Origin of the sequence: Clostridium sp. (assembly GCF_036646415.1) — a bacterium.
In the GTDB taxonomy this organism is placed as follows: Bacteria; Bacillota; Clostridia; order Clostridiales; family Clostridiaceae; genus Clostridium_J.
Genome location: NZ_JAVXMF010000009.1, coordinates 78,651 through 102,341 on the forward strand (window position 1 = coordinate 78,651; position 23,691 = coordinate 102,341).

Annotated in this window: 19 protein-coding genes, 1 other RNA gene and 1 other annotated feature; of the genes, 3 read left to right on the plus strand and 17 right to left on the minus strand. The window is 29.8% G+C overall.

Annotated elements, in window-relative coordinates:
• Positions 1 to 23: 23 nt before the first annotated feature.
• Positions 24 to 260 (minus strand) — a binding site (T-box leader).
• Positions 261 to 354: 94 nt separating this feature from the next.
• The 6 genes from RSD37_RS08350 to RSD37_RS08375 all read right to left on the minus strand — a co-directional run bounded on the left by RSD37_RS08350 (position 355) and on the right by RSD37_RS08375 (position 7,371).
• Positions 355 to 1,302 (minus strand): lipoate--protein ligase, encoded by a 948-nt coding sequence (locus RSD37_RS08350; RefSeq protein ID WP_346946264.1) that lies wholly within the window; start codon positions 1,300 to 1,302, stop codon positions 355 to 357.
• Positions 1,296 to 2,987, minus strand: a complete 1,692-nt coding sequence (gene lpdA, locus RSD37_RS08355) for a dihydrolipoyl dehydrogenase (RefSeq protein ID WP_346946265.1) — start codon at positions 2,985 to 2,987, stop codon at positions 1,296 to 1,298. The genes RSD37_RS08350 and lpdA overlap by 7 nt, the downstream gene beginning before the upstream one ends.
• A 123-nt stretch (positions 2,988 to 3,110) precedes the next feature.
• A complete protein-coding gene (locus RSD37_RS08360) occupies positions 3,111 to 3,464 on the minus strand; it encodes a carboxymuconolactone decarboxylase family protein (protein WP_346946266.1) in 354 nt (117 codons plus the stop codon).
• Positions 3,465 to 3,535: 71 nt separating this feature from the next.
• Complete coding sequence (locus RSD37_RS08365) at positions 3,536 to 3,979, minus strand: MarR family transcriptional regulator (RefSeq protein ID WP_346946267.1); 444 nt, start codon at positions 3,977 to 3,979, stop codon at positions 3,536 to 3,538.
• A gap of 229 nt (positions 3,980 to 4,208) precedes the next feature.
• Positions 4,209 to 5,372, minus strand: coding sequence for an SAM-dependent methyltransferase (locus tag RSD37_RS08370; RefSeq protein ID WP_346946268.1), 1,164 nt, complete (start codon positions 5,370 to 5,372; stop codon positions 4,209 to 4,211).
• Between the two features lie 271 nt (positions 5,373 to 5,643).
• Entirely contained in the window at positions 5,644 to 7,371 is a 1,728-nt protein-coding gene (locus tag RSD37_RS08375) for an NAD(P)/FAD-dependent oxidoreductase (RefSeq protein WP_346946269.1), read from the minus strand.
• 188 nt (positions 7,372 to 7,559) lie between these two features.
• Between RSD37_RS08375 and greA the strand changes: the two genes are divergently transcribed.
• On the plus strand, positions 7,560 to 8,027 hold the full coding sequence (greA, locus tag RSD37_RS08380) for a transcription elongation factor GreA (RefSeq protein ID WP_346946270.1): 468 nt from the start codon (positions 7,560 to 7,562) through the stop codon (positions 8,025 to 8,027).
• 354 nt (positions 8,028 to 8,381) lie between these two features.
• On the opposite strand, the gene RSD37_RS08385 is transcribed toward greA, so the two are convergent.
• On the minus strand, positions 8,382 to 8,666 hold the full coding sequence (locus tag RSD37_RS08385; protein WP_346946271.1) for a hypothetical protein: 285 nt from the start codon (positions 8,664 to 8,666) through the stop codon (positions 8,382 to 8,384).
• A 262-nt stretch (positions 8,667 to 8,928) separates the two neighbouring features.
• A complete protein-coding gene (locus RSD37_RS08390) occupies positions 8,929 to 9,564 on the minus strand; it encodes an HD domain-containing protein (protein WP_346946272.1) in 636 nt (211 codons plus the stop codon).
• Between the two features lie 624 nt (positions 9,565 to 10,188).
• Between RSD37_RS08390 and RSD37_RS08395 the strand changes: the two genes are divergently transcribed.
• Both RSD37_RS08395 and RSD37_RS08400 read left to right on the plus strand, forming a co-directional pair.
• Positions 10,189 to 10,593 (plus strand): replication initiator protein A, encoded by a 405-nt coding sequence (locus RSD37_RS08395; protein ID WP_346946273.1) that lies wholly within the window; start codon positions 10,189 to 10,191, stop codon positions 10,591 to 10,593.
• Positions 10,594 to 10,690: 97 nt separating this feature from the next.
• Positions 10,691 to 10,924, plus strand: coding sequence for a hypothetical protein (locus RSD37_RS08400; protein WP_346946274.1), 234 nt, complete (start codon positions 10,691 to 10,693; stop codon positions 10,922 to 10,924).
• A gap of 289 nt (positions 10,925 to 11,213) precedes the next feature.
• Here the strand turns inward: RSD37_RS08400 and RSD37_RS08405 are convergent, their stop codons facing one another.
• From RSD37_RS08405 to RSD37_RS08445, 9 genes are all read right to left on the minus strand, one after another.
• On the minus strand, positions 11,214 to 12,182 hold the full coding sequence (locus RSD37_RS08405) for a tyrosine-type recombinase/integrase (protein WP_346946275.1): 969 nt from the start codon (positions 12,180 to 12,182) through the stop codon (positions 11,214 to 11,216).
• A 115-nt stretch (positions 12,183 to 12,297) separates the two neighbouring features.
• Positions 12,298 to 12,652, minus strand: a transfer-messenger RNA (tmRNA) gene (ssrA, locus tag RSD37_RS08410).
• Between the two features lie 276 nt (positions 12,653 to 12,928).
• Positions 12,929 to 13,834, minus strand: a complete 906-nt coding sequence (locus RSD37_RS08415; RefSeq protein WP_346946276.1) for a DUF1002 domain-containing protein — start codon at positions 13,832 to 13,834, stop codon at positions 12,929 to 12,931.
• Positions 13,835 to 14,100: 266 nt separating this feature from the next.
• Positions 14,101 to 14,568 carry an SsrA-binding protein SmpB gene (gene smpB, locus RSD37_RS08420; RefSeq protein ID WP_346946277.1) on the minus strand — a complete coding sequence of 156 codons (468 nt, stop codon included), beginning with the start codon at positions 14,566 to 14,568 and terminating at the stop codon, positions 14,101 to 14,103.
• Positions 14,569 to 15,151: 583 nt separating this feature from the next.
• Positions 15,152 to 16,318, minus strand: a complete 1,167-nt coding sequence (locus RSD37_RS08425) for an iron-containing alcohol dehydrogenase (RefSeq protein WP_346946278.1) — start codon at positions 16,316 to 16,318, stop codon at positions 15,152 to 15,154.
• A 347-nt stretch (positions 16,319 to 16,665) separates the two neighbouring features.
• Positions 16,666 to 18,861 (minus strand): ribonuclease R, encoded by a 2,196-nt coding sequence (gene rnr, locus RSD37_RS08430; RefSeq protein ID WP_346946279.1) that lies wholly within the window; start codon positions 18,859 to 18,861, stop codon positions 16,666 to 16,668.
• A gap of 656 nt (positions 18,862 to 19,517) precedes the next feature.
• Complete coding sequence (locus RSD37_RS08435; RefSeq protein ID WP_346946280.1) at positions 19,518 to 20,234, minus strand: pseudouridine synthase; 717 nt, start codon at positions 20,232 to 20,234, stop codon at positions 19,518 to 19,520.
• A gap of 319 nt (positions 20,235 to 20,553) precedes the next feature.
• On the minus strand, positions 20,554 to 21,378 hold the full coding sequence (locus RSD37_RS08440; protein ID WP_346946281.1) for a lytic transglycosylase domain-containing protein: 825 nt from the start codon (positions 21,376 to 21,378) through the stop codon (positions 20,554 to 20,556).
• A 219-nt stretch (positions 21,379 to 21,597) separates the two neighbouring features.
• Complete coding sequence (locus RSD37_RS08445; protein ID WP_346946282.1) at positions 21,598 to 23,607, minus strand: triple tyrosine motif-containing protein; 2,010 nt, start codon at positions 23,605 to 23,607, stop codon at positions 21,598 to 21,600.
• Between the last annotated feature and the right edge of the window lie 84 nt (positions 23,608 to 23,691).

Genomic DNA, 23,691 nt, shown 5'->3' on the forward strand with positions numbered 1-23,691 from the left:
AAAAACCTTCTGCCTCTGTAATATACAGAGGCAGAAGGTTATACTTCCGCGGTTCCACTCTGATTAGATAATAAATATCCATCTCATTTCAGGTACAAATATACCCTAACTCTATAATGGGAGTTCCCATAAAAACCTACTTAGTTCGGCTTTTCTGCTCCAAGGGGCACTTCAATAATACTTATTGCAGGTTATCTCAGCTAACTAACCTTTCTCTGTAGTAATTTATATTACATACTTTCCCTTTTCAGTGCATTTAAAATTCATTTTTCATTAATTTATATACTATATCATCTTTTTTAAAAAGTCAACACCATAATATTTTCCTATTCAATGAAAATTGTAACACTAAGTTTAATTGATTTTTATAGATACCTTGTTGAAATGGGCTTTAACCATACTTAAAATTTTCTCTTCGTCAAATTCTTGAAATAAAATAGCCTCTTCTAAACAATCAAAAGAAACTTTCATTAAAGTATCTGAGTAAATCCTCACTTTATCAACTAAATTATCTTTAACATTCATAAGTAGCTGAACATTGCCTATTTCTAATTTAGTTTCAAGTTTTACATTAAATTGTGGACTTTCACCATAAATCCACTTATTACTTCTATATTTACTTAAAATAGCTTCTTTTAAATCTTCTTCGCAACTATCTCTAATATCAGATATTTCTCCGTAAACTATCTCAAAGCTACGAATTAAATTTTCTGTAATATTTTCTAAGTTTATGCTATTTTCACATTCTTTTAAATTTATAACTCTACTTTTTACTGAAGTGATTCCCTTCGATTCCAGTTTTAGTTTAGAAGGTCTTAATATATTCTTTAATTCCTCCTTATTCACATCTATCATAATGGTTCCATGATGAAAACATTTGCCGTCATCTTCATAAAATGCATGTCCTGAAAACTTTTTATCCTCTACTATCAAATCATTTCTTCCACTTTCAGATACAGTTATACCAAACTTTTCAACTGCATTTTTTATAACCATCATTTGTTTATACATATCATAATTTTTTTTAGTTGTTATAAATGTGAAATTCAAATTTCCTAAATCATGATATACAGTTCCGCCCCCAGACATCCTTCTTGCTACTTTAGCTCCATTTTTTTTCACATAATCAACATCACATTCTATATAAGGGTTTTGGTTTCTCCCAATTACTACTGTTTTATGGTTTTTCCATAAATAAAATATTATTTCATCATCCTTAATATTATTAAATAGTTGCTCTTCCATTGCTAAATTATAGTAAGGATCTGTTGTTTTTGAAATTATAATCCTATTTGTTAACAATGTAATCCTCCTATTCCCAATTCAAGAGTTGCTTCGTGAATAACCTCACCTGTTGTTGGATGTGGGAAAATAGTTTCTATTATTGCTTCTTCCTTAATATTATTTTTAACTATTAAAGTTAATGCACTTATTAATGATGATGCATCAGCTCCTATAATCGAAGCTCCAACAATTCTATCCTTTTCAATATCTTTAAGTAGCTTTATAAATCCTTTCTCTTCTCCCATGGTTAATGCTTTTCCATTACCCTTAAAGTAGAATTTACTTGTCTTATATGGTATTCCTTTTTCTTTTGCTTCATCTTCCATTATTCCAACTGATGCTATTTCTGGAGATGTAAATATAACATTGGGAACTTCACTACAATCCATAATTTTATTTTCTCCCAATATATTATCTACAGCTATAATTCCCTGGTGAGATGCTGCATGTGCAAGCTGAATTATATTATTAACATCACCAATTGCATATATCCCTTTTGTATTAGTTTCAAAATATGCATCAACTTTAATTCCTTTTAAGTTATCATTTAATTCAACATTAGCTTTTTCTAATTCTAGCCCTTCAGTATTTGATTCTCTTCCTATTGCTACTAATACTTTTTCTGAAACTATATACTTTTCTTTCTCTTCTTTGTTAAATACTACGATTGCTTCCCCATTTTCTGTTTCTTCAATTCTACTTACCTTTGAATTTACAAATATCTTGATCCCTTTTTCCTCTGCTATTCTTTTAATTTCTTCGGATATTTCCCAATCTACCATAGTTAAAAGCCTTGGTTCAAACTCCACAACATTTACCTTAACGCCTAAATTAGAGTACATAAATGCAAACTCCATACCAATAACTCCACCGCCAATGATAGTTATAGATTCTGGTTTATGTTTATCACTTAAAGCTTTTGTACTGTTTAATACAAATGGCAAGTCAATTCCAGGTATATTTATCTTTGCTATCTTAGAACCTGATGCTACTATTATATTTTTAGCCGTTATAGAGTATTTATCTCTGCCCTCTTCAACATTTATAGTATTTTCATTTTCAAATGTAGCAGTTCCTTTTATTTGTCTTACTTCATTTTTATTTAATAGATAGTCTATGCCTGAAACTAATTTATCCTTAATTCCATCTTTTCTTTCTATTATTTTTTCCATATTTACTTTTGGATTTTCACATTCTAATCCAAACTCTTTGCAATTAACTAGGTGAGAATACACCTCTGAAGATTTTACTAAGGATTTAGTTGGGATACATCCAACATTTAAGCATGTTCCTCCTAAATTTTCTTTCTCTATAATAACTACCTTTAATCCCTTCTTAGCTGCATATATAGCTGATACATATCCACCAGGACCAGCTCCTATTATTGCTAGATCAGTTTCTATTTTTTCATTTTTCCCTTTTATCATACTTCCAAAGTAATCAAAGTTAGGTTTTTTATTTTGAGGTTTAGCTTCTTCTGAAACTATCATAAGGATATCTCCTATTTTTACTTCATCACCCTCGTTAACCTTTACATCTTCAATATTATAAGTACCCTTTGCTTTAATTGGAGAGTTTCCTTTTCCAGTCTCTAATTGTAATAGTACAGTATTTTCTTCTACTCTATCTCCTACATTTACATTTATCTTTCCTACTTTTGCACTCTTAGCATGCCCTGTTAAAGCTTCTAATTTCAATTCCATATCTTCACATCCTTAATATTTTAGTTATATTGTAAAATTGATTTGTATTATCTTCTGTTTATGTTATATAAATAAAACTCCGCAATCTAATACATGCAGAGTTTTACTTCATTTATTTATTATTTATTGGAAATCTTTTTCAAACTCATCTATTGAATCTTTTAATAATGTTACAGTATAAGCGATGCTTGGACCTCCGCCAAATGCAACAGCAACCATAGCAGCTTCCATTATTTCTTCCCTATTTGCTCCAGCTTCCAGTGCTTTATATACATGGAAAACTATACAATATTCACAACGACTAAATGCAGCAATCGCAACACTTATTAATTCTTTTGTTTTTGTAGTTAATTTTCCTTCTGCATAAGTTGTTCCTAGTAGGTTCATAAATCCTTGAACATTTTCTCCATTTGTTTGACCCACTTCATTTAATCCATTCATAAAATCATTTAATAATTGTCTTGGTTCTTTTTTCATCTTTCTTCCTCCTTATTTCTTGTATATGCAATAATTAGCATAACAAGTATTCTATCTAAAAAATACCACTTTTAAGTTATATTGTCAACATTTTCATTAATATTTGTAACCATTTTTCTCAAAACATTACTAAATATATCTAAATGTTCTTGCTTTATCCCTCTTGTTGCATCATCAGAAAATTTTTCACCCATTGGCATTAAACCTTTTCTTAATTCATTTCCTTTATCTGTTAAATATATGTTAGTTACACGTCTATCTGCCTTTTCTTTCTCCCTCTTTACTATACTGTCTTTCTCCATTCTATCTACAAGTCTTACTATAGTAGACTCTTTTACATTCATTTTATTGGCTAGTGCCTTTTGGGAAATCCCATCTTCCTTACCTATATAATACAATGCTATCCATTGAACTCTCGTACTCCCCTCTTCTCCTAGCCTTCTATTAAATTCATCCGACAATTCTTTAGCAGCATTACTTGTTATAAAGCCTACACATTCCTCTAATCTAAACATAAATTTCTCCTTCAACCTTTATATAAATCAATATAGCTATTATATACCAATAAAATTAAAATTTTAACCCTTATAAGATGCATACTTTATTATAGTAGTAAATACTTATACCCTATAAATTACATACTATGACCTAGTTAAGAAAAATTGTAACACTATTTTCCTAAATGTTATCATACTAGGTTATTCTCACTAGTGTTACAATTTTAGTATACCATGTCAATAAAACTTAAATCAAATTATCTTCTTTTAATAAATTAAACAATGTGGGATTTAAATTAAATTGGTTCATTAAACTATCAACCTCAGTTAAAGCTTTTTCTCTTTTGTCCTTAGATATATTAGCTTTTGAAGCTCTAATTAAAATATTTTTAGGGGAATGTGCTATATCTATAAATTCTAAAAGCTGAGTTTTATATCCCATATTTTCTAAAAGATTAGCTCTTACTGAATCTGTCATTAGTGCTGCAACTCTCTCTTGTACTATGCCATACTTCGTTAATATAGATAATGAATCTGTCTTCATTTGGCTATTAAATTCATGTTGGCAACAAGGAACAGAGAAAATCATTTTACTATTCCACTTTATCGCATTGTATAAAGCATAATCAGTAGCTGTATCACATGCATGTAATGTAATTACCATATCAACTTTATTATTATATTTGAATCCATTTATGTCCCCTAGCTCAAAATGTAAATCTTCATAATTATAACTTTTAGCTATGTCATTGCACTTTTTAATTACATCTTCTTTAAGATCTAATCCTATCATTTTTACATTAATTTTTTTAATTTCTACAAAATAATAATATAATACAAATGTTAAATAAGATTTCCCACATCCAAAATCCAATATGGTAAGTTCCTTAAAATCATTCTTCTTAATTTCATCATCAATAATTTCAACAAATCTATTTATTTGCTTATACTTATCATATTTTGAATTAACAACCTTGCCCTCTTTTGTAAAAACTCCTAAATCTATAAGAGGCTCTATTATCATACCTTCTTTAAGAATATAATTCTTTTCTTTATTATGTCCTTTATTTACAAGTTTTTCATTATCACTTTTCTTCTTTCCTAAATGAACTTTACCTTTTTTAGATATTTTCAAATCAAATGTAGTTGTATTTGACCAAGCTGCAACCTGTTTATAATTAGATGATACATATTCTAAAAGTTTTTCTTCTAAAATATCTACATCAATATTTTCATGGAACACTTGCTTATCAGTATATTTTTCTATTTGATAATATTGTTTCACCTGATCTTCTTTAAGAATAAATGTTATTTTATTGTATTCAACATCCTTATTCATTTTATTACTAATAACTAGCTTTATAATATCTTCTTGTATAATTTCCTCAATTACTTTCTTTAACTCTTCCATTTCAACACACCTTATCATTTATTTTAACAGTATCTTTATATTCAATAATATTATTATAACCTTTTTCTCTGCTTATAGGATATAATAACTACTAAACTGTAACATATATGTTATAGTTGTTTTATTACATATTTGAAATCTTACAAGTTATGTATCAACTATTACAAATAGTAATATAAATTACATAAGTTAAATATATTATTGTAACTATAAAAGACCCCTACTACTTAATAGCAATAGGAATCCTTTTGATTCTAATACATACTTACTTCTATATATTTTTACAGTATTCAGCTATATCATTAGCAGCTTTCATTGCACTTTTTACAGATCCTTGGATCCATCCATGCTCTTGAGAAATATGCTCTCCCGCAAAATATACTCTATTATCATATTCTGATTTTTCCATAGAATAAGAAAAAAGTCTTTTTTGTCCAGGTGTAAAATAACAAAAGCCTCCATAAAATCCTTTCTCATTATCCCATTGTATAGTTTTAAAATCTACTACTACTGAATCAAGGTATCCCTCTGGGAGTCCATTAACCAACTCTACTTGTCTTTTTATTTTTTCAATTCTAGTTCTAGAATCTAAATTCCCTAAACGAACTGCATCCCGATTTAAATTGTATGCTGCTAAAAGAACGCCTCCATCATCATATGAATCACACTCTTCGCCCTTATTTTGAAATTCTTTATTTTTCAAATTCATAATATTAGACCAAGGATTATAAGCAGGATACCATATACTTGATACAGGTAAATCTGTATAGGATCCCCCCCCTATTATTTCCTCACTTAACTGTCCATTTTTCCAAAAGCTTTCATTACACATTAGTATAGTTTTTTGAGAAGATGCATAATTAACTTCTTTAATAGCCTGCATTTTATCAGTACTAAACATAGGATATATAGCTACACTACGAAGACTTGAAAAAGGAATAGCACATATAACAAAATCAAAAGTTTGTTGAAATCTATCTGAAGAAGTTTCATTTTTATATTCAAGAATAACTTTATTATTTTCCATACTTTTATATATGCCGTTTACTGTATTCCCATTTTTCCATGTTACCTTTCCTAAATCTCTCGCATTAATATTTCCATATTCCTTAGGCCTTTCAGATATTAATGAATTATAAACAGCAATAGGTAATTTAACTGAACCTCCAACTATTTCATATCTAAAAGCAGAATCTACAGTATATTCTTCTTGTAAAACTTCTGCATAACTATTATCATAAAGGGATCCTGGAAAAGTAGCAATACATGATAATACCTGTATAGCTCCCTCACTTAACCCCATTTCTTCAAGATTTTTTCTTATGCTTAAGCTATCTAGATAATTGATTTCAGGTGAATACTTCTTTTTACTTTGCAATATTTCCCTTCTCATCTCTGGACTAAGCTTTAATAAATTAGCTCCTAGACCATATCCAATAAGCTTTTGCCATGGTTCTTTTTTCTCCCAAGGTGCTAAATCGAATTCAGGATAAATTTTCCTCATTACACTTTTACCTTCTGGATCATTTACTGCCCTTTCATTTCTTACATAAATAAAAGCATTATCATTATTTTGAATAAAAGGTCTTGTTTCTAAACCAAAGGTATTTATATAATGCCATGTAGTTTCATGACTTACTGGTATTCGCATAGCTCCTAACTCACCATAAAACCTTTTATCCTTATCAAAATAATAAGTATAAATCCTCCCACCAATACGTTTTTCTTGTGTTTCAAATATAGTTATGTCAAACCCAAGTTTTCTAAGTTCAAAGGCTGCAGACAAACCTGCAATTCCTCCACCTATTATACCTACTCTAATTCCCTTACACCCACCTGGCGGTAATATGCTTGTAATATCCCTTGGTGGGCCAAGTAATTCTAATAAATTATAATAATCTTCCACATGATTTGCTTCTTCTAAAGCAATCCTTAGCATCCTATGCCTTTCTTCATCAGTAGGATTAATTGGTTGTACATATTTAACTTCTCTAGCCAAATAATTTCAACTCCTTTTAGTTCTACACTAAATATAATATTCAAATACAATAAAAAGAGTTCAAAAATAGCTTGAAATAATTTTTAACCCCTCACCTAGATTATAATTTATGTAAATAAAATACCTTTTATTTTTTTCTATATATTATATAATCTTAATATACTATATTTAATGGGAGGTCTAATTTTATGAATAATCAACTGACAGAAGAAAATATTAAAAAATTAAAAGAGGAATTAGAATATAGATTAACAGTAAAAAGAGCTGAAATAGCAAAGGAAAAAATGGAAGCTGCCGCACATGGAGATAGATCAGAAAATGCAGAATACAAAGAAGCTTGTGCAAACTATAGAGAAAACGATAATAGAATTCAATATTTATTAACTATGATTTCCACCGCAACTATAATAAATGATAAAACCGTAGATAAATCAATATTAGGACTTAATAGTAAAGCTAGAGTTCACTTTATAGAGGATGAAGATGAAACTATTGTAACATTAGTAACTACTCTGGATTCAGACCCTAAAAATATGTGTATAAGTATAGAATCAAATTTAGGAAAAGCATTATACGGCAAGAAAGCTCACGATATAGTTGAAGTTGATGCTCCTGGAGAAAACTACACAATAGAAATATTAGAAATATTAGAATAACGTAAAAACCCACGACAAACCTGTCGTGGGTTTTAATGGTGGAAGCGATGGGAATCGAACCCATGTCCGATAGCTTCCACTTGCCTTAACCTTTCCAGTTATATCAATGCTTGTAGCAATTATTAATCAAAAGTCCCATTCGGAGTATCCGATTTGCTGTTAATTTTTATTTTATCATAACATGGACTTGGAGTAAACAATTAGGTCGATTATGTAGTTAAATTATTTGAAGATGCAAAAACCCATGCTAACTCATATTAAAGCATAGGTTGTTTCTTGCATTCTTTTAAAAGATGTTATAAGTCATCAATAATTTAAAGTATCTTAATCATTTAAAATCTTTCCCTAATATCATTACTTATTCTTCAAATCATTTATTCTTGCTTCTGCAAACCCTTCAAGGTTATTGATAACTCTATCTTTGGTTTCTAATTGATTTATGAGATTAGATACTTCATTGCATAAATCTAAAATATAGCTTGAAGCCATATCTAGTAACTCTTCCTCATATTCACACTCATTAAAGCATTCTTGTAAACTCTCTAAATAGAAACCCTTTTTACACTCTGACATATCTCTAATATGTTCATATTCAACCTCTTGGCCTATTGTTAGCATATAAAATTTCTTATTTTCCATTTCTATCAATCTCCTTTTTTATATTAGGCTTAAACGCCTTTATACTCATATAACAAGTAGAGTTGATGAAATGGGACACAGATACAAAAAAAGATTAGGCATTTAACCTAATCTTCTACTTAGACTATTCTTCTCCATAAAATAGGTAGTATGATTTATTGCAGATATTATCCGTTAAGCTTTGCTTACAGTCATTACTTAGAACTTATATAAATGCTTTGTTAACATAACTTCTATCTATGTTGGTCTATTCTTTTATATATTATAGAATCTGTAACTCAAATGTGTTTTCCATAACTCCTGGCAACAATTCGTATATAGATTTTCCAATTTTCTGTTCAAAATAACTTTTTATTTCAAAGGTAGACTTCCACCTAGGTATGGTGTACTCATTTATTCCACCTCTTATAGCAATGTCCACCAGCCTTTTTTCTATCAATGTAAAACCAGTAGGTAATGAAATATAATCACATAATTTAATTAATTTGTCATAGTCCGTTTCTTCAGTTTTAGATAAATAATCCACTATAAAATCATGTTCTTCTTTTGTACCATTCCACTTTCCAACTATAATTACTTTATCATTGTATTTGAATGCTGTATGACTTAAACAAATCCTTCCTACCAAATCATATCCTTTTTCAACGAAATAATTGTATCCATCAATGTTGTGTCTCATCCCATTTGGCCCAAATCTTCTACCTATATCATGCAACAAGCCTAGAATATATGCTAACTCTGAATCCATGTTAGGAGTTTGTTCAGCTATTAATTTAGCTGCCTCTGCAACATAAAATGAATGGTTAACCCACGGCGTGGGATTTAATTTCTCAGCTTCCATTAGCATTAATTTCGCATCCTCTAAATTTGGAACTCCTTGTCCAATATAATTTCTCACTTAATCATCTCCTTGTTATTTCAATATATAATATTTTTTTCTCCCTTTAGGTCTAGAACTCTGTCTCATAGAATTTCAACAATGGTATTTGCGGCATTAGTGTTATGTAATATTACTCTAACGAAAATATATTAATCCATAATATATATTATACACATCTTGGATAATTTTTCAAATAAAAGATTATATTATTTTCAACTCTAGCCTTTAACACAACCATCAAATAAATATTAATACTACCTATACAATTTGATTTTTCCTAATCCACCGTTATTTTATGACCTTATGTAAAACGGCTTTCTCAATAAAACCTCTATACTATAACGGTCTACTCTTTTATATGCTATAGAATCTATAACGGAATACAATCTGCTTCAGCAGATAAATATAAGTCTTTATAATTAAGTCTTACTAACTAAGTCTTATTCGGTAGTGAATATCACAATTCATAGTTTTATAATCACTATTCAAACTTTTGATAACCACTATTCAAAATAATTGGTTGTCCCACACTATCCTTTTAACTCGATTAGATAATATATCGCTTTTAAAAATGTCCCATAGTGGCGATTTCAGTTGTTATATAGGTATGAGATAAAATTTACATGCGAAAGGAGGATATCAATGGATAACCAACCCACTTTACAAAAGGAAACTCAACTATTTGCAAAAATGCCGAAAGCATTTAAAGGAATAACTTACAAAGGTTTATCTAGTGATGCTAAGTTACTTTATACTTGGGGTTTGGACAGGCTTCAACTATCAAAATTAAACGAGTGGTACGACTATACACACAATCAAGAGTTTATTTTCTATTCAGTAGACCAAGTTATGGCGGACTTAGGTTGTGCTAGTCAAAAGGCTGTTAAAATCAGAAAGGAATTAGAAACTTGGGGATTATGGGAAATGATTGTCCAAGGCAAAAATAAACCAACAAAGATATTTATAAAAGAAATTATACCGTCTCAAATTTCAGCTAACAAAGGACTTAGATTCAACAAAAAGCCTATAAAAGAGGTAAAGACATAGAACCTAAAGAAACGGCTACAAATGAAAATGTAAAAGTGTCCATAAACGATAAAGAACTAACTTAGAAAATAAAGATAAAAACAAGGAGGAGTATTAAATGGAACTAATTGGTGGATTTAACAGGATATCAGAAGAAGTAAAGGCTGAGGAGAGTGTCTTGTTGAAAATATTGGAAGTACTTCATAAAAACTGTATAATACACTGTCGTTATCTCCCAAACAAAGACCAGTTTTTTGTTTGCTGTTACGTTGATAGAAATGATGATGATGCATATTTTACAATGAATTTTGACTATGAGGAGGCATTACAATTGATTAGTGATGCAATTTAAATTAATCATTTATCCTATGGAACTGTTTTTTGGGGAGGGGGATGTTTAAAATTCCTCCCTTTGATATCATTGGTATGAGTACATAGAAAATTTACGGATTTACTTTAAGGAAAGTCCTATTTTTCTCCCTTAAAAATTAACCTAATCTCCCTCTAAAATGAGTGTTTCCAATTGTTTTATAAGTGTCAATAAATGTCATAAAAACCCTATTTATATATAGCAACAGTAAAAGTAAAAAGTGGTGAGGAAATAAAATCCTTAACCACTCTTTTTTATAGCTTTTATTGTACTATAAATCAGATAAAGTATCTTTTTGTATAGCCTTGTGTAAATCATTAATACTATTATGATAGTATGCCATAGTAATTTCTAAAGAAGAATGCCCAGCTATTCTACAGACATCTAACGGATTACTGCCATTCTTTATCATGTTAGTTAATGCTGTATGCCTTAGCTTATGGGGTGAGGTACTTTTATCCAAACCTGCCTTCTTTCCGTACTCTATCAGTTGACTTTTAATATGAGATAAAGCCACCTTACTGTGTGATACACTCGATAAAAACAAATACTCGCAGTTAACACTATTTGCAATCTCCACTAGTTTCTTAACATATGGTTGTAGCTTGTTATTCAGTGGTACAATCCTCTGAGTCCTGTTCTTTGCAGTTTCTCCGTTTATGATGATATACTTATCCTTTAAATTCACATCTTTAACCTTTATATTGACAGTTTCATTTACCCTTGTGCCTACGGATAGCATGAGAAGTATTATAACGTAATCCCTTAATCCTGCATATGAAGTCATATTAATTACTTTGAGTAACTTCTTTATATCGGTTTGGGTTAAAGGTTGCTTCTCGTTCTTAACTTCCCTAACCTTTTTTACCCTTTCATTTATTCTATCTTTAACAAATCCTTCATCTTCTAAAAAGGCTAAATATACCTTTAAATATCGTATTCTGATATTGGTAGTGTTGGGAGAAACCTTCTCTAACATAAATGAAATATACCCTCTAATCAATGTAATGTCGTATCGAATTGTGGTGTCCGAGTAGTACTCATTAATGTAATTATTCATGTAAAGAAAAGCCCTGTCATAGTCATACAAAGTCCTTGTAGACAGGTTTTGAGACCTCTTATAGATGATAAAATCTTTCTGTTTTTCAATAAAGTCCTGTACTGAGAAATATTCTGCTGTTACCTCCTTATCAAACCCAATCGGAGTAACATTTTTTGTTAATTGTAGTCTTTTAGCCATTTTAACACCTCAAATAAAAAAGATTACAGGTATCGGACACAGAAGATTTTCTTCCGAATCGAACTTGTAATCTTAATCATTAAAGTGCTGTAAAGCATTGATAATACTGTATGTATGGTGGAGGCGATGGGAATCGAACCCATGTCCGAAAGCCATTCCAACTAAGCATCTCCGAGTGCAGTCTCTGTTTTTACATTCCCTCTATGAAGCACCCAAAGACAGGTTCTTCACTTCAGTAGCTTCATAATTTCCGTTTCTTAGTCAAAGCTTTCTAAGACTCGGTTCCCTACTAATTTGACGCCCTAGTCTAAGCCGTAGGACTCTTAGGTAGAACGAGCAGCGACTAGGCTGCTAACGCGAAATTATCTTCTGCGTTTATCTTTTTCCCATAGTTTTTTAAGGCGGGCCCATGAGTTCCCTCCACTCGCTTCTTAGCCGTTACGCACCCCCGTCGAAACCAGTGCGCCCCCATGTTAGGCATAGTAACGTTTTTTAATATTACTATGATATATTCATTATAAACAATAAACCATCTTATATCAAGTAAAGTTTTGTAAATTTATTTATAGTGTTTGTGGATAAGCTTCCTTTTTTTATAGTATACACATAAATTACAATAAACATTTCATTAATGTTACATATATGCCATTTTAAAATACTATTAATAGAAATCCACATGGCATTTGTTCCATGAACTGAGTTTCCCTAACCAAATCATAGATCTTACTTGTCATTTAAATAAAGCTTTAATTATTATTTGAACTAAATATAGAATTAAAAAACTCCCTTATCCAATTAAATAGCTTATCAAAGAAACCTGAATCCTTAAGTTCTTTACCCAAAGCAGTCATATCATCTTTAAACTTTGAAGAAGCTTTATCTAAAGTATCTTTTAACTTAGAATAATCTAAATCTAAATCGTTTATATCAGACATTAGTGAAACCATTCTACCTTGGATATTATCACTTATGGTTACATCATACTTACTTCCTATCTCTTCTACTATCTTTTGAATTTCCTCTTCTGTAGAAGGTTTTTCTTTAATAATAGCAGTTTTTATTTCATTTATAATTGCAGAAGCTTCTGTTTGCCCTATTTCTTCAGCTAAGTCCAAGGATACCTCTATTTCCTCTTGAGCTGTTTGCTTACCTTCTAAAGATAATTCACCACCCATTATCTTTTCAGCACCAGCCAGTATACCAGCAAGAGCTGACTCTCCAGTTACTTCAAATGGGGCAGATGCTATAACATCTGCATTTAATATTCCAGAAGTAATTAGTGCATTTGCAAGCATATCATTTGATACTAAAGTTAAGTTAGTAGATTTAACTGTTACCCCACTCTCCTTTTCCACAAGCTTAACATAGGCACTTGAATACCAACCACCTGTAAAATTCTCAAGATTATGTTCATCAAGTCCAAGTTGTTTTATTGCAACACTATTATCTACATATATAGCATCAATGTCATCTGGTGCATTAAAATACTTTCTTAACTGATTTTCTTGAGCCTTATTTAGATTGGACCCAAAGCTTAGAATTTCACCAGTTGGATATTCTCCATGAGCATCAGCAAATGCATTTACCGGTGTGCCTAAACACACACAAACACTTAAACATATAGCTAATTTTTTAAAAGTTTTTTTCAACATATTAACTCTCCTTATAACTAAAGTATATTTAACTTTTCTATAATTAGAATAAACCTTAAGAAAATGTAATAGAAAATACATTAGTATATTCTATTTAATAAAGTATACTAATGTATTTAAAACATCTTGGTTAAAACTCCTTTTCACTTTGTTCAAATGAGTAAGTAACACTTAGCCAAATCATAGATTTGGAGTGTAAGTTGAAACTCCTTTTCACTTTGTTCAAATGAGTAAGTAACACTTAGCCAAATCATAGATTTGGAGTGTTACTTATATTTCTCTTTCATCTGTCTGTCTATATCTCTCTTAGCTGCTTTTTCTAGCATTACATCTCTCTTGTCATAATCCTTCTTACCTCTACAAACGCCAAGATTTACTTTAACTTTTCCATCTTTAAGATATATGCTAAGTGGTATTAATGTATAACCCTTTTGCGTTGTATATCCCATAAGCTTTTCAATTTCAGCTTTATGAAGAAGTAATTTTCTTTCTCTTAATGGATCCTTATTAAATATATTACCTTGTTCATAAGGACTTACATGCATATTTTTAACAAATACTTCACCATTATTTATATCCGCGTAACTATCTCTAAGGTTTGCTTTCCCACCTCTTATAGATTTAACTTCTGTTCCTACAAGTACTATACCTGCTTCCATAGCTTCTTCTATAAAATAATCATGTCTAGCTTTTCTATTTTCTGCTAAGGTCTTATTCCCTAATTTCTTTGCCATGTTCTCACCTACTTTTATATTTAATATATATTTTCTTCTTTATATATGTGATTTTACTAAATTTAAAATCCATTGAATAGTATATCCTTATTATAACCTAAAATAAAAGTATTGTAATTATTAACCTTTAAATATCTGAGTAATTTTCATATTAATTTAATTGTATCAATTTCCATGTTTTTAGCTTTTCATGTTCTTATGTTTTTATGTTATTCTATGGTAAAACCATTGTTATCAGTGAGGTTGACCCCACTAGAGCAAAGCTATATTTTAACTATTTAAAATTTGAAATATTTATGTATAAAACTTTTTAACTTTCTAAAATTTCCCATAGAAAACTATATACCTATTTAAGTTGTTGTTTGCATGAGGATTTCAGAGGTTTATTCAAATACATAAAGTCTAATTTTAACACTATCTAGGGTAGAACTTAAAAGAGCTGTCTCATCATAGAATTTTTCACTCTACTTCGAGGCAGCTCTTCTAATTTGATTTGATTTGATGAATCTATAAAGATATTTTTTTAATCTGTTGAATTTTATTTCAACAGCGATACTAACAAATAATAAATTTAGAATGTCACTTAAAATTCTACCTTATTTCCATAGAATGTACATTCAAATATTTTTTCCATAGTCTTGTCATCTATCTCTCTAGGGTTTGAACCTGTGCATGCATCCAATACAGCATTATGAGCTACAAATTCAAGATTTGCTTTAAAATCTTCCTCTTTAACTCCATATTCTTTCATTGTGTGTGGAATCTCTAATACTGTGTTTAATTCATTTATCATTTCTATTAATGAATCTGTTAACTCCATATCATTGTTTCCTTTTAGTTTTAACATTCTTGCTATGTCTGCATATCTATCTTCACATTTAACTCTATTATATTGAATTACATAAGGTAAGAAGATTGCATTTGCACATCCATGTGGAATATGAAATACTGCTCCTGTTTTATGAGCCATAGAGTGAACTATTCCTAATAATGCATTGGAAAATGCCATTCCTGCTAAACATTGAGCTTCATGCATTAAGTTTCTTGACTTCTCACACCCATTATAAGAATTAACTAGGTTGTCCTTTACCATATCAATAGCCTTTAATGCTAGTGGATCTGTAAAGTTTGATCTTAGTGATGCTGTATATGCCTCTATTGCATGAGTTAAAGCATCCATTCCAGTATGCGCAACTAAAGTCTTTGGCATTGTTTGTGCAAGTGCTGGATCAACAATAGCTATATCTGGAGTTATGTTAAAGTCCGCTAGCGGATATTTTATTTTAGCTTTATAATCCGTAATTACAGAGAATGCAGTAACCTCTGTAGCAGTACCACTAGTTGATGGGATTGCAACAAATTTTGCTTTTTGTCTTAATTCTGGTAGTCCAAAAGGTACAACAGCTTGTTCAAACGTAAATTCAGGGTATTCATAGAATATCCACATTGCCTTTGCAGCATCTATTGGAGAACCTCCACCAATTGCAACTATCCAATCTGGTTCAAAGTTTCTCATAGCCTCTGCACCCTTCATCACTGTTTCTACTGATGGGTCTGGCTCTACACCTTCAAATAGTTCAACTTCCATTCCAGCTTCTTTTAAATAGTCTTCTACTTGTTGTAAGAATCCAAACCTCTTCATGGATCCTCCACCTACGACTACAAAAGCTTTATTACCTTTTAATCCTTTAAGAGTTTCTAAAGCCCCTTCTCCATGATAAATATCTCTTGGTAATGTAAAACGTGCCATAATATTACCCCCCCCCAAATTTCCACCTATTCTTTGTTATTTATTTAACTATTTATATATTGATTATATCATATATTGTTAAATTTGCTACAACTTTCTGAAAATTTAATTATAAAATTTAAAAATTTAATTCCAATCACATTTTGACCTACAATTCCCTTTATACCTCATTATAATTCTATCTTATTCCTAATTTCATATAAATAAATATGCCCTAGAATTATATATTTATATTCTAAATATAATTCTAAGGCATAGATCATTGTTAAATTATCATTAAATTATTGTTAAATTTTTATTTTTCTCTTTATATATCTATAGTTAAAATTTCTTAATTATTCATTACTCTAATGTATTCCATTACTTTCCGAAATCAATTCATTTACATCTACAGATATTTCTTCCAACTCTTCATCTTCTTCTTTTTTAGGTTTTACTACTTCAAAGTATATATCATGGGCATCTATATCAACCTTAGAACATATTACTTTTATAGAATCCCCAAGTCTATAGATATTCTTAGTTCTCTCACCAATTAATGATAGATGTCTTTCATCATAGATATAATAATCATCATGAAGCTCACTTATGTGTACTAGACCTTCTATTGTATTAGGAAGTTCTACGAACATACCAAAACTAGTTACTGATGATATTATTCCTTCAAATTCTTCACCTATTTTATCTAGCATATATTCAGCTTTTTTAAGATCATCTACTTCACGTTCTGCTTCTACAGCCATTCTTTCTGTATCCGAAGATTGTTTTGAAGCATCCACTACAAAAGTTTTTAATCTCTTCTCTCTCTTTGGAGTTAATCCTTCATTTATCATTTCCTTTATAATTCTATGAATTGCAAGGTCAGGATATCTTCTTATAGGAGATGTAAAGTGACAATAATATTTAGCAGCAAGACCAAAGTGGCCTACGCACTGTTGAGAGTATTTTGCCTTCATCATAGATCTAAGAAGTAATGTACTAACTACAGTTTCTTCCTTCTTACCCTTAACACTTTCTAGTATCTTTTGTAATTCACTAGGACGTACTTCATCATCCTTAAATCTTACATGATACCCTAGATTATATACAAACTCACTAAAGTGTAATAGCTTCTCCATATCAGGATCTTCATGGATTCTATATACAAAAGGTGCATTCATCCAGAAGAAGTGTTCTGCAACAGTTTCATTACAAATTAGCATAAACTCTTCTATTATTCTATTTGCAATAGCTCTTTCACGCGGTAGTACATCAATTGGCTTGCCAGTTTCATCTAGAATGATTTTACATTCTTCAAAGTCAAAATCAATAGCACCTCTAGATAATCTCTTTTTATTTAAAATCTTGAAAAGTTCACCCATATTTTTAAATTCTTCATGAAGATGTTTATACTTTTCTATAGTCTCTTGATCTTCATCTCTAAGTATCTTTGTAACATCTGTATATGTCATTCTCGCATTAGTTTTAATTACACTTTCAAAGACATCATGGTTTACAACTTTTCCTGTAGGATCAATTTCCATAAAGCAGCTAAGAGCAAGTCTATTAACCTTTGGATTTAAACTACATACTCCATTAGATAGATTTCTTGGAAGCATAGGAATAACCCTATCAATAAGATATACAGAGGTTCCTCTTTTAAAGGCTTCTTTATCTAACACATTGTTTTCTCTTACGTAGTGAGAAACGTCTGCAATATGAACTCCTAGCTTATAGTTTCCGTTTTTAAGTAGTTCCACTGAAACTGCATCATCTAGGTCCTTTGCATCTTCTCCATCTATTGTAACCATAGTTACATCTCTAAGATCCCTTCTTCTATCAACTTCACTTTGAGGAACTTCATCTACTATTCTTTCTGCAAATTCCTCAACTTCTATAGGGAATTCTTCAGGAAGATTATGCTTTCTAATTATTGTTAGAATATCTATTCCTTTATCGCCTTTTTCCCCTAATATCTCAATAATCTTTCCTTCTGGATTTCTTCGTTGCTCTGGCCAACTTGTTATTTCTACTACAACTATTTGACCTGTTTTTGCACCATTTCTATTGCCCTTTGAAATGAATATATCTTGGGATATTTTCTTATCATCAGCCACAACAAACCCAAAACTTTTACTATCTTCATAGGTTCCAACTAGTTTTGTATTTTTTCTTTCTACTATTCGAATAATTTCACCTTCACATTTTTTACCCTTGTTTTCATCTCTTAATATCTTAACTAGTACAATATCATGATTCATAGCACTATTAACATTACTAGCTGGTATAAATATATCTGGTCTGTCCTCTTCTACTATTACAAATCCAAACCCTTTTTGGTTGGCAGCGAATGTACCCTTCATAATTCCCATTCTCTCTGGTATGCCATAAAGTTCTGCTCTATTTTTAATTATTGACCCATCTTTTTCCATTTGATCTAATAAATTTATAAACTCTTTTGATTCCCTTTTGCTTATTCCAAATATCTTTGATAACTCTTTTAAACTCATCGGTTTATAAGCCTGTTCTGTCATAAAGTTTATTAACACTTCTCTAATATTCATACTTCACGTCCTCTCAATTTCACTACAACTTTCTTAAATCATAGTGCTTTAATATATACTATTAATATTTATAATAATAGTATTCCTTTTTCATATATAGTATTATGTGAAATCTGCATTAAATATTTTTAAAATCCACAAAAGGATGTCTAAATTTCCTTATTTATAAAACATACAATAATCCATATTCAACATTGTAAAGTTTTCCTTTTAATAATCTATATTTCACATCATATTTTAGAGGCTAACCTATACACTCTTATTATATACTAAAATTTCCTAATTTATAAGAAAATTTTAACTATATTTATATAATTATGTCACTATAGTTTAAAAATATTATAAACTCTAATAAAAAAAAGAAAAAATCCATTGACCTAGCCAACGGATTTTTCCCTTGCAATAATATGCAATTAAATTCGACATAAAATAACTGTATAACCTTTGGGGGAGGTTATACCAATAAATAAAAAGGGGTTATTTATTCTATTTACACTTTTATTATACATATTGTTTTTGATATTTTCAAGTGAATTTATAATAAATTTTATAAATTAATTGTTAATACTTCTAATTTCTACAAAATACCCTAAATCTATAATATTTTACTCCAATAGTCGAAAGTTGTACTAATATTGATGTATATATGTCTATTATTATAAGTTTTTTAATACATCTAATTCTTCCTGTGTCAATTCTCTATATTCACCCTCTTCTAAGGTTTCATCAAGATCCATTGGTCCAAATTTAACACGTTTTAAATATACAACTGACTTATCCAAAGCTTCAAACATTCTTTTTACTTGGTGAAACTTACCTTCTTGTATAGTAACTAATACTTCCGAACCATCATCTGTTGAGCTGAGTATCTCTAGAATTCCTGGCATACACTTATATCCATCATCTATAACTATTCCTTTTTTAAATTTTTCTACATCACTTTCATCTACAGGCTTATTTATTTCTGCATAATAAACCTTATTTACATGATTCTTAGGTGATATTAATTTATGATTTAAAGTTCCATCATTAGTTAGTAATAAAAACCCTACAGTATCTTTATCAAGTCTTCCCACTGGGAATGGTTCAAATATTTGATACTCTGGATCTAATAAATCAACTACAGTTTCGTCATGATTGTCGAAAGTTGCGCTAACAACTCCTGCTGGCTTATTTAAAAGTAAGTAAATAAACTCTCTATAATTAACTCTTTCCCCATTTACATCTATAATGTCAGTAGTTGGGTCTATCTTTGCTGCACTATCTTTAACGCTCTCCCCATTAACTGTAACTTCGCCTTTTCTACATCTAGCTTTAACTTCTTTACGACTACCATAACCCATGTTTCCTAATATTTTATCTAAACGTTCCATAAAATCTCCTCACACTTCTTCATATTTTATTTATATATTAAGTATTATCCAAGCTTTTATATTATAAATTAATTAACTTATAATACTACCTACTTCTTTTAGTTATTATATCACTTTAGTTAATTACCTTATTCAAATAATGCCCTATTATTTGATGTATAACTTACTAATATAAAACATCTTATCATATTTATTGAAATGAATAAATTCAACTAACTAACTCATAGACTTAGAATTACACTTAAATCAACACTCACTAATTCTAAACCATTTAGAAAATAAAATAAACCCCTCATATTGCGAAGGGTTTATATCTTTATTATAATAAATTATTAATCTTTACTAAATAATTTTTAGTTTCTGTTGGTAATTTATAAAAATCACTAGAACTTGTTATCCCTCTAGAAGCCATATTTCCTGGTCCAAAATTATAGGCTACCAGAGCCATATCTAAGTTATAATTATAATCCTTTAAATAATCCTGTATGTGTCTTGTTCCTGCGTCAATATTTTCTTCAATATTAAATGGATCCTTAACACCATAGTATGATACATTCTCTGGCATTAGTTGCATAAGGCCCTTAGCTCCTGCTGAAGAAACCACATTGGGATTATAATTTGATTCTGTTTTAATTATAGCACTTATTAACCCTTGGCTTACTCCATATTTTTCTGAAGCAGTTGCTATAGCACTTTCAATTCTTTCTGATTGAGGAACATTAGAATTAACTGTATCTATAACGTTTCCTGAAGGTCTACTTATAATATTGCTTAACCGATCTAAACCATTAGTCTGGCTGTTTTTATCTATAGCTAATTGTGTTTGTTGATCTTTTTCACTCATAGCCTTAAGAAGTGATGACATAATCATACTAAATCCACTTGTACTTGATGAACTGCCATCCTTATCATTTGAAGTCAAACCTCCTGACATTAGTCCCATATTCATAAGTTGTGTGAGCAAATCATTTGTATTTGTAGTAGAACTTAAGGTATCATTAACAATTCCAACACCCTGAACATATTTATTTTGAGTAATTCCATTCTCATCTTTTTCCTTAGATGTAGTATATTCTTTAGTTTTTATCACATCATTAACATAAGTACTTACTCCATTATATACACGACTTACATCGTAACTCATTACTTCATCTCCCTTTAGTTCATTTAATTCTTCTATAATCTTATCTTTAAAATAAATAGATGTATAGAATTTTTTATCTTTATTTACAACCTGATACGATAGCTACAATTAAAAATATTTACTATTATAGCAATGACTATATTATACCAGATAATTAAATTTCGTTACTAATTAGATAATACTTAAGGATAACATTAAATTATTATCTTATTTACAAACTTATTCTTTGCATTGAACCTCAAAAATTGAATAATCCTCATAGGAACTTTTAGCATAGTTGCTCTTACACAAGGCTAATATCTTATAAAAACCTTTATGAAAAGGCATAAAGGTATAATAATTTTTCTTACTATACTTTTGTATTACCTTCCATTCTCCTCTTTCCATTAGATAAAACTCATATAAGTTATCTTTACCACCATCACATTCTACATAAAAATTCACATCTTCATTACATTTTATAACTTCTTTATCAAGGATTATCTTACAATTTGTAACTGGTATTCCCTGCAACACCTCTATATCTATCTCTTTTTTACAATCATATTCCTTATTACTAAAGGCATTTTTACAATATACCTTAACTTTATAGTATCCAGCGCACTTTGGTATAAGTTTAAATTTTTTTTCACTACAGAATTCTGTAGTTTCTACTTCCCTACTATTTATTTCAACCTTATATCTGACTAATGTATCTCTAGTATTCTCTGTTATAACCTCAAGAACAATTTCATCGCCTAATATATACATATCTTTTTGCTCTGTAAGTATATAATCTATTTTAGCAGGTATAAACTCTTTGCAATCAACGTATATAACTGAATGAACATCATAATCCCTTTTAGATTTTGGATGTTTAACCTTAACTTCTATCTCATACTTACCGACCTTATCTGGAGTAAATTCACCATAATTCTCCTCAGCATATTCCCAAAATTCCACTTGTTGTCCATCTCTTTTTATAATGAATTCATATAATAAATTATTTCCACCAGCAGCTTCCACCTTTATATTTAAAGATTTGTTTACTAAAACTTGCTTATCCTTATCAAGTATAATATCCTTAATAAAAATATTATGAGTACAATCTTCATCTATAATAAAATCCATGGTAGATTTCTCTTCATAATCCCCTTTATAACTACTATCTTTAATTAATACCTCCACTCTATAGACTCCACTTCTCTCAGGTATCCATCTGTAACTATTATTTGTAGAATAGTTTGAACTCTCATTATAGTTACCATCGATAACATATTTATAAAGTATATTATTTCCTCCAGAACATATAGCTTTAAACTCCACTGGAGTCTTCTCTAATTGAGGTGAACTTAAATCAGAGGTAAAACTTAGTATCTTTATAGGCTTGTACCTCACTATATTATAGTGAACTATAGCTCTAGCATCATATTTTTCATGGGAATACATATCCTTTACAATACATAACAACTTATATTTACCTGGTACTTTCTCTATAAAGTTTACTAACCGTTTGCTAGAGAAATCTTGGATTACTCTCATATCACCATATTCATCAATCTTAACAAACTTGTATAGCACAACTCTGCTCTCATCAAATTGAGCATCAATCTCAAAGATTAATTCATTATCTACTATTAAATCCTCACTTAGACACTTTATATTTTTTATTTCAATAGGTTTCATAGGCGTAACTTTAAATTCAATATTTTCAAAATCATCAAACTGATTTTCTGACTTCTCATCTTTACATTCAACCAACATCTCCATATCACCTTCGCAATCTGGTGTGAAGCTTAGTGTAGTATCTAAAGAATAGTCCTTTATAAGGTCCCATTTGCATTCTTTCTTTATCCAATACTTACACATAATGGGAAGTCTACTAGTTGTAATATTAATCTCTATTTTTTCTCCTAACCTTATCTCATTGCTACTGATTGTGATATTTTTTATGAGTTTTTCTCCTACTGATCCTATGATATAATCCATTCTTGAAGTAAAATCATGAGACTTCTTACTATCCACCCTCTTAGATAAAACCATAATTATATATTTCCCATCTTCCCTTGGTGTCCAGTAAGCAAAACTATCCTCATGAAAGTCTTTTAGAGTTTCCCAACAACCTCCATCGCATTTTACTATAAATTTATATAATAAATCATCTGACATTTCATTTTCTATATATAATTTAATTTTTACACCCTTCTCTTGTGGACTTTGTAAGCTTGTACCTATAATCATTTCATTCATGTACATTCCCCCAAATATATGCCTATATTGTATTATTGTTACATTTTATCGTTGTAGTTATATTATATACCTTACCATATTATG

Coding starts and splice junctions, on each gene's coding strand:
- RSD37_RS08385 (WP_346946271.1), bottom strand. CDS start 8,666: ATGGAAAATAAGAAATTTTATATGCTAACAATAGGCCAAGAGGTTGAA.
- RSD37_RS08360 (WP_346946266.1), bottom strand. CDS start 3,464: ATGAAAAAAGAACCAAGACAATTATTAAATGATTTTATGAATGGATTA.
- smpB (WP_346946277.1), bottom strand. CDS start 14,568: ATGGCAAAGAAATTAGGGAATAAGACCTTAGCAGAAAATAGAAAAGCT.
- RSD37_RS08370 (WP_346946268.1), bottom strand. CDS start 5,372: ATGGAAGAGTTAAAGAAAGTAATTGAGGAAATTATACAAGAAGATATT.
- RSD37_RS08405 (WP_346946275.1), bottom strand. CDS start 12,182: ATGGCTAAAAGACTACAATTAACAAAAAATGTTACTCCGATTGGGTTT.
- lpdA (WP_346946265.1), bottom strand. CDS start 2,987: ATGGAATTGAAATTAGAAGCTTTAACAGGGCATGCTAAGAGTGCAAAA.
- rnr (WP_346946279.1), bottom strand. CDS start 18,861: ATGAATATTAGAGAAGTGTTAATAAACTTTATGACAGAACAGGCTTAT.
- RSD37_RS08415 (WP_346946276.1), bottom strand. CDS start 13,834: ATGTTGAAAAAAACTTTTAAAAAATTAGCTATATGTTTAAGTGTTTGT.
- RSD37_RS08435 (WP_346946280.1), bottom strand. CDS start 20,234: ATGGAACGTTTAGATAAAATATTAGGAAACATGGGTTATGGTAGTCGT.
- greA (WP_346946270.1), top strand. CDS start 7,560: ATGAATAATCAACTGACAGAAGAAAATATTAAAAAATTAAAAGAGGAA.
- RSD37_RS08425 (WP_346946278.1), bottom strand. CDS start 16,318: ATGGCACGTTTTACATTACCAAGAGATATTTATCATGGAGAAGGGGCT.
- RSD37_RS08440 (WP_346946281.1), bottom strand. CDS start 21,378: ATGAGTTACGATGTAAGTCGTGTATATAATGGAGTAAGTACTTATGTT.
- RSD37_RS08400 (WP_346946274.1), top strand. CDS start 10,691: ATGGAACTAATTGGTGGATTTAACAGGATATCAGAAGAAGTAAAGGCT.
- RSD37_RS08365 (WP_346946267.1), bottom strand. CDS start 3,979: ATGTTTAGATTAGAGGAATGTGTAGGCTTTATAACAAGTAATGCTGCT.
- RSD37_RS08395 (WP_346946273.1), top strand. CDS start 10,189: ATGGATAACCAACCCACTTTACAAAAGGAAACTCAACTATTTGCAAAA.
- RSD37_RS08445 (WP_346946282.1), bottom strand. CDS start 23,607: ATGAATGAAATGATTATAGGTACAAGCTTACAAAGTCCACAAGAGAAG.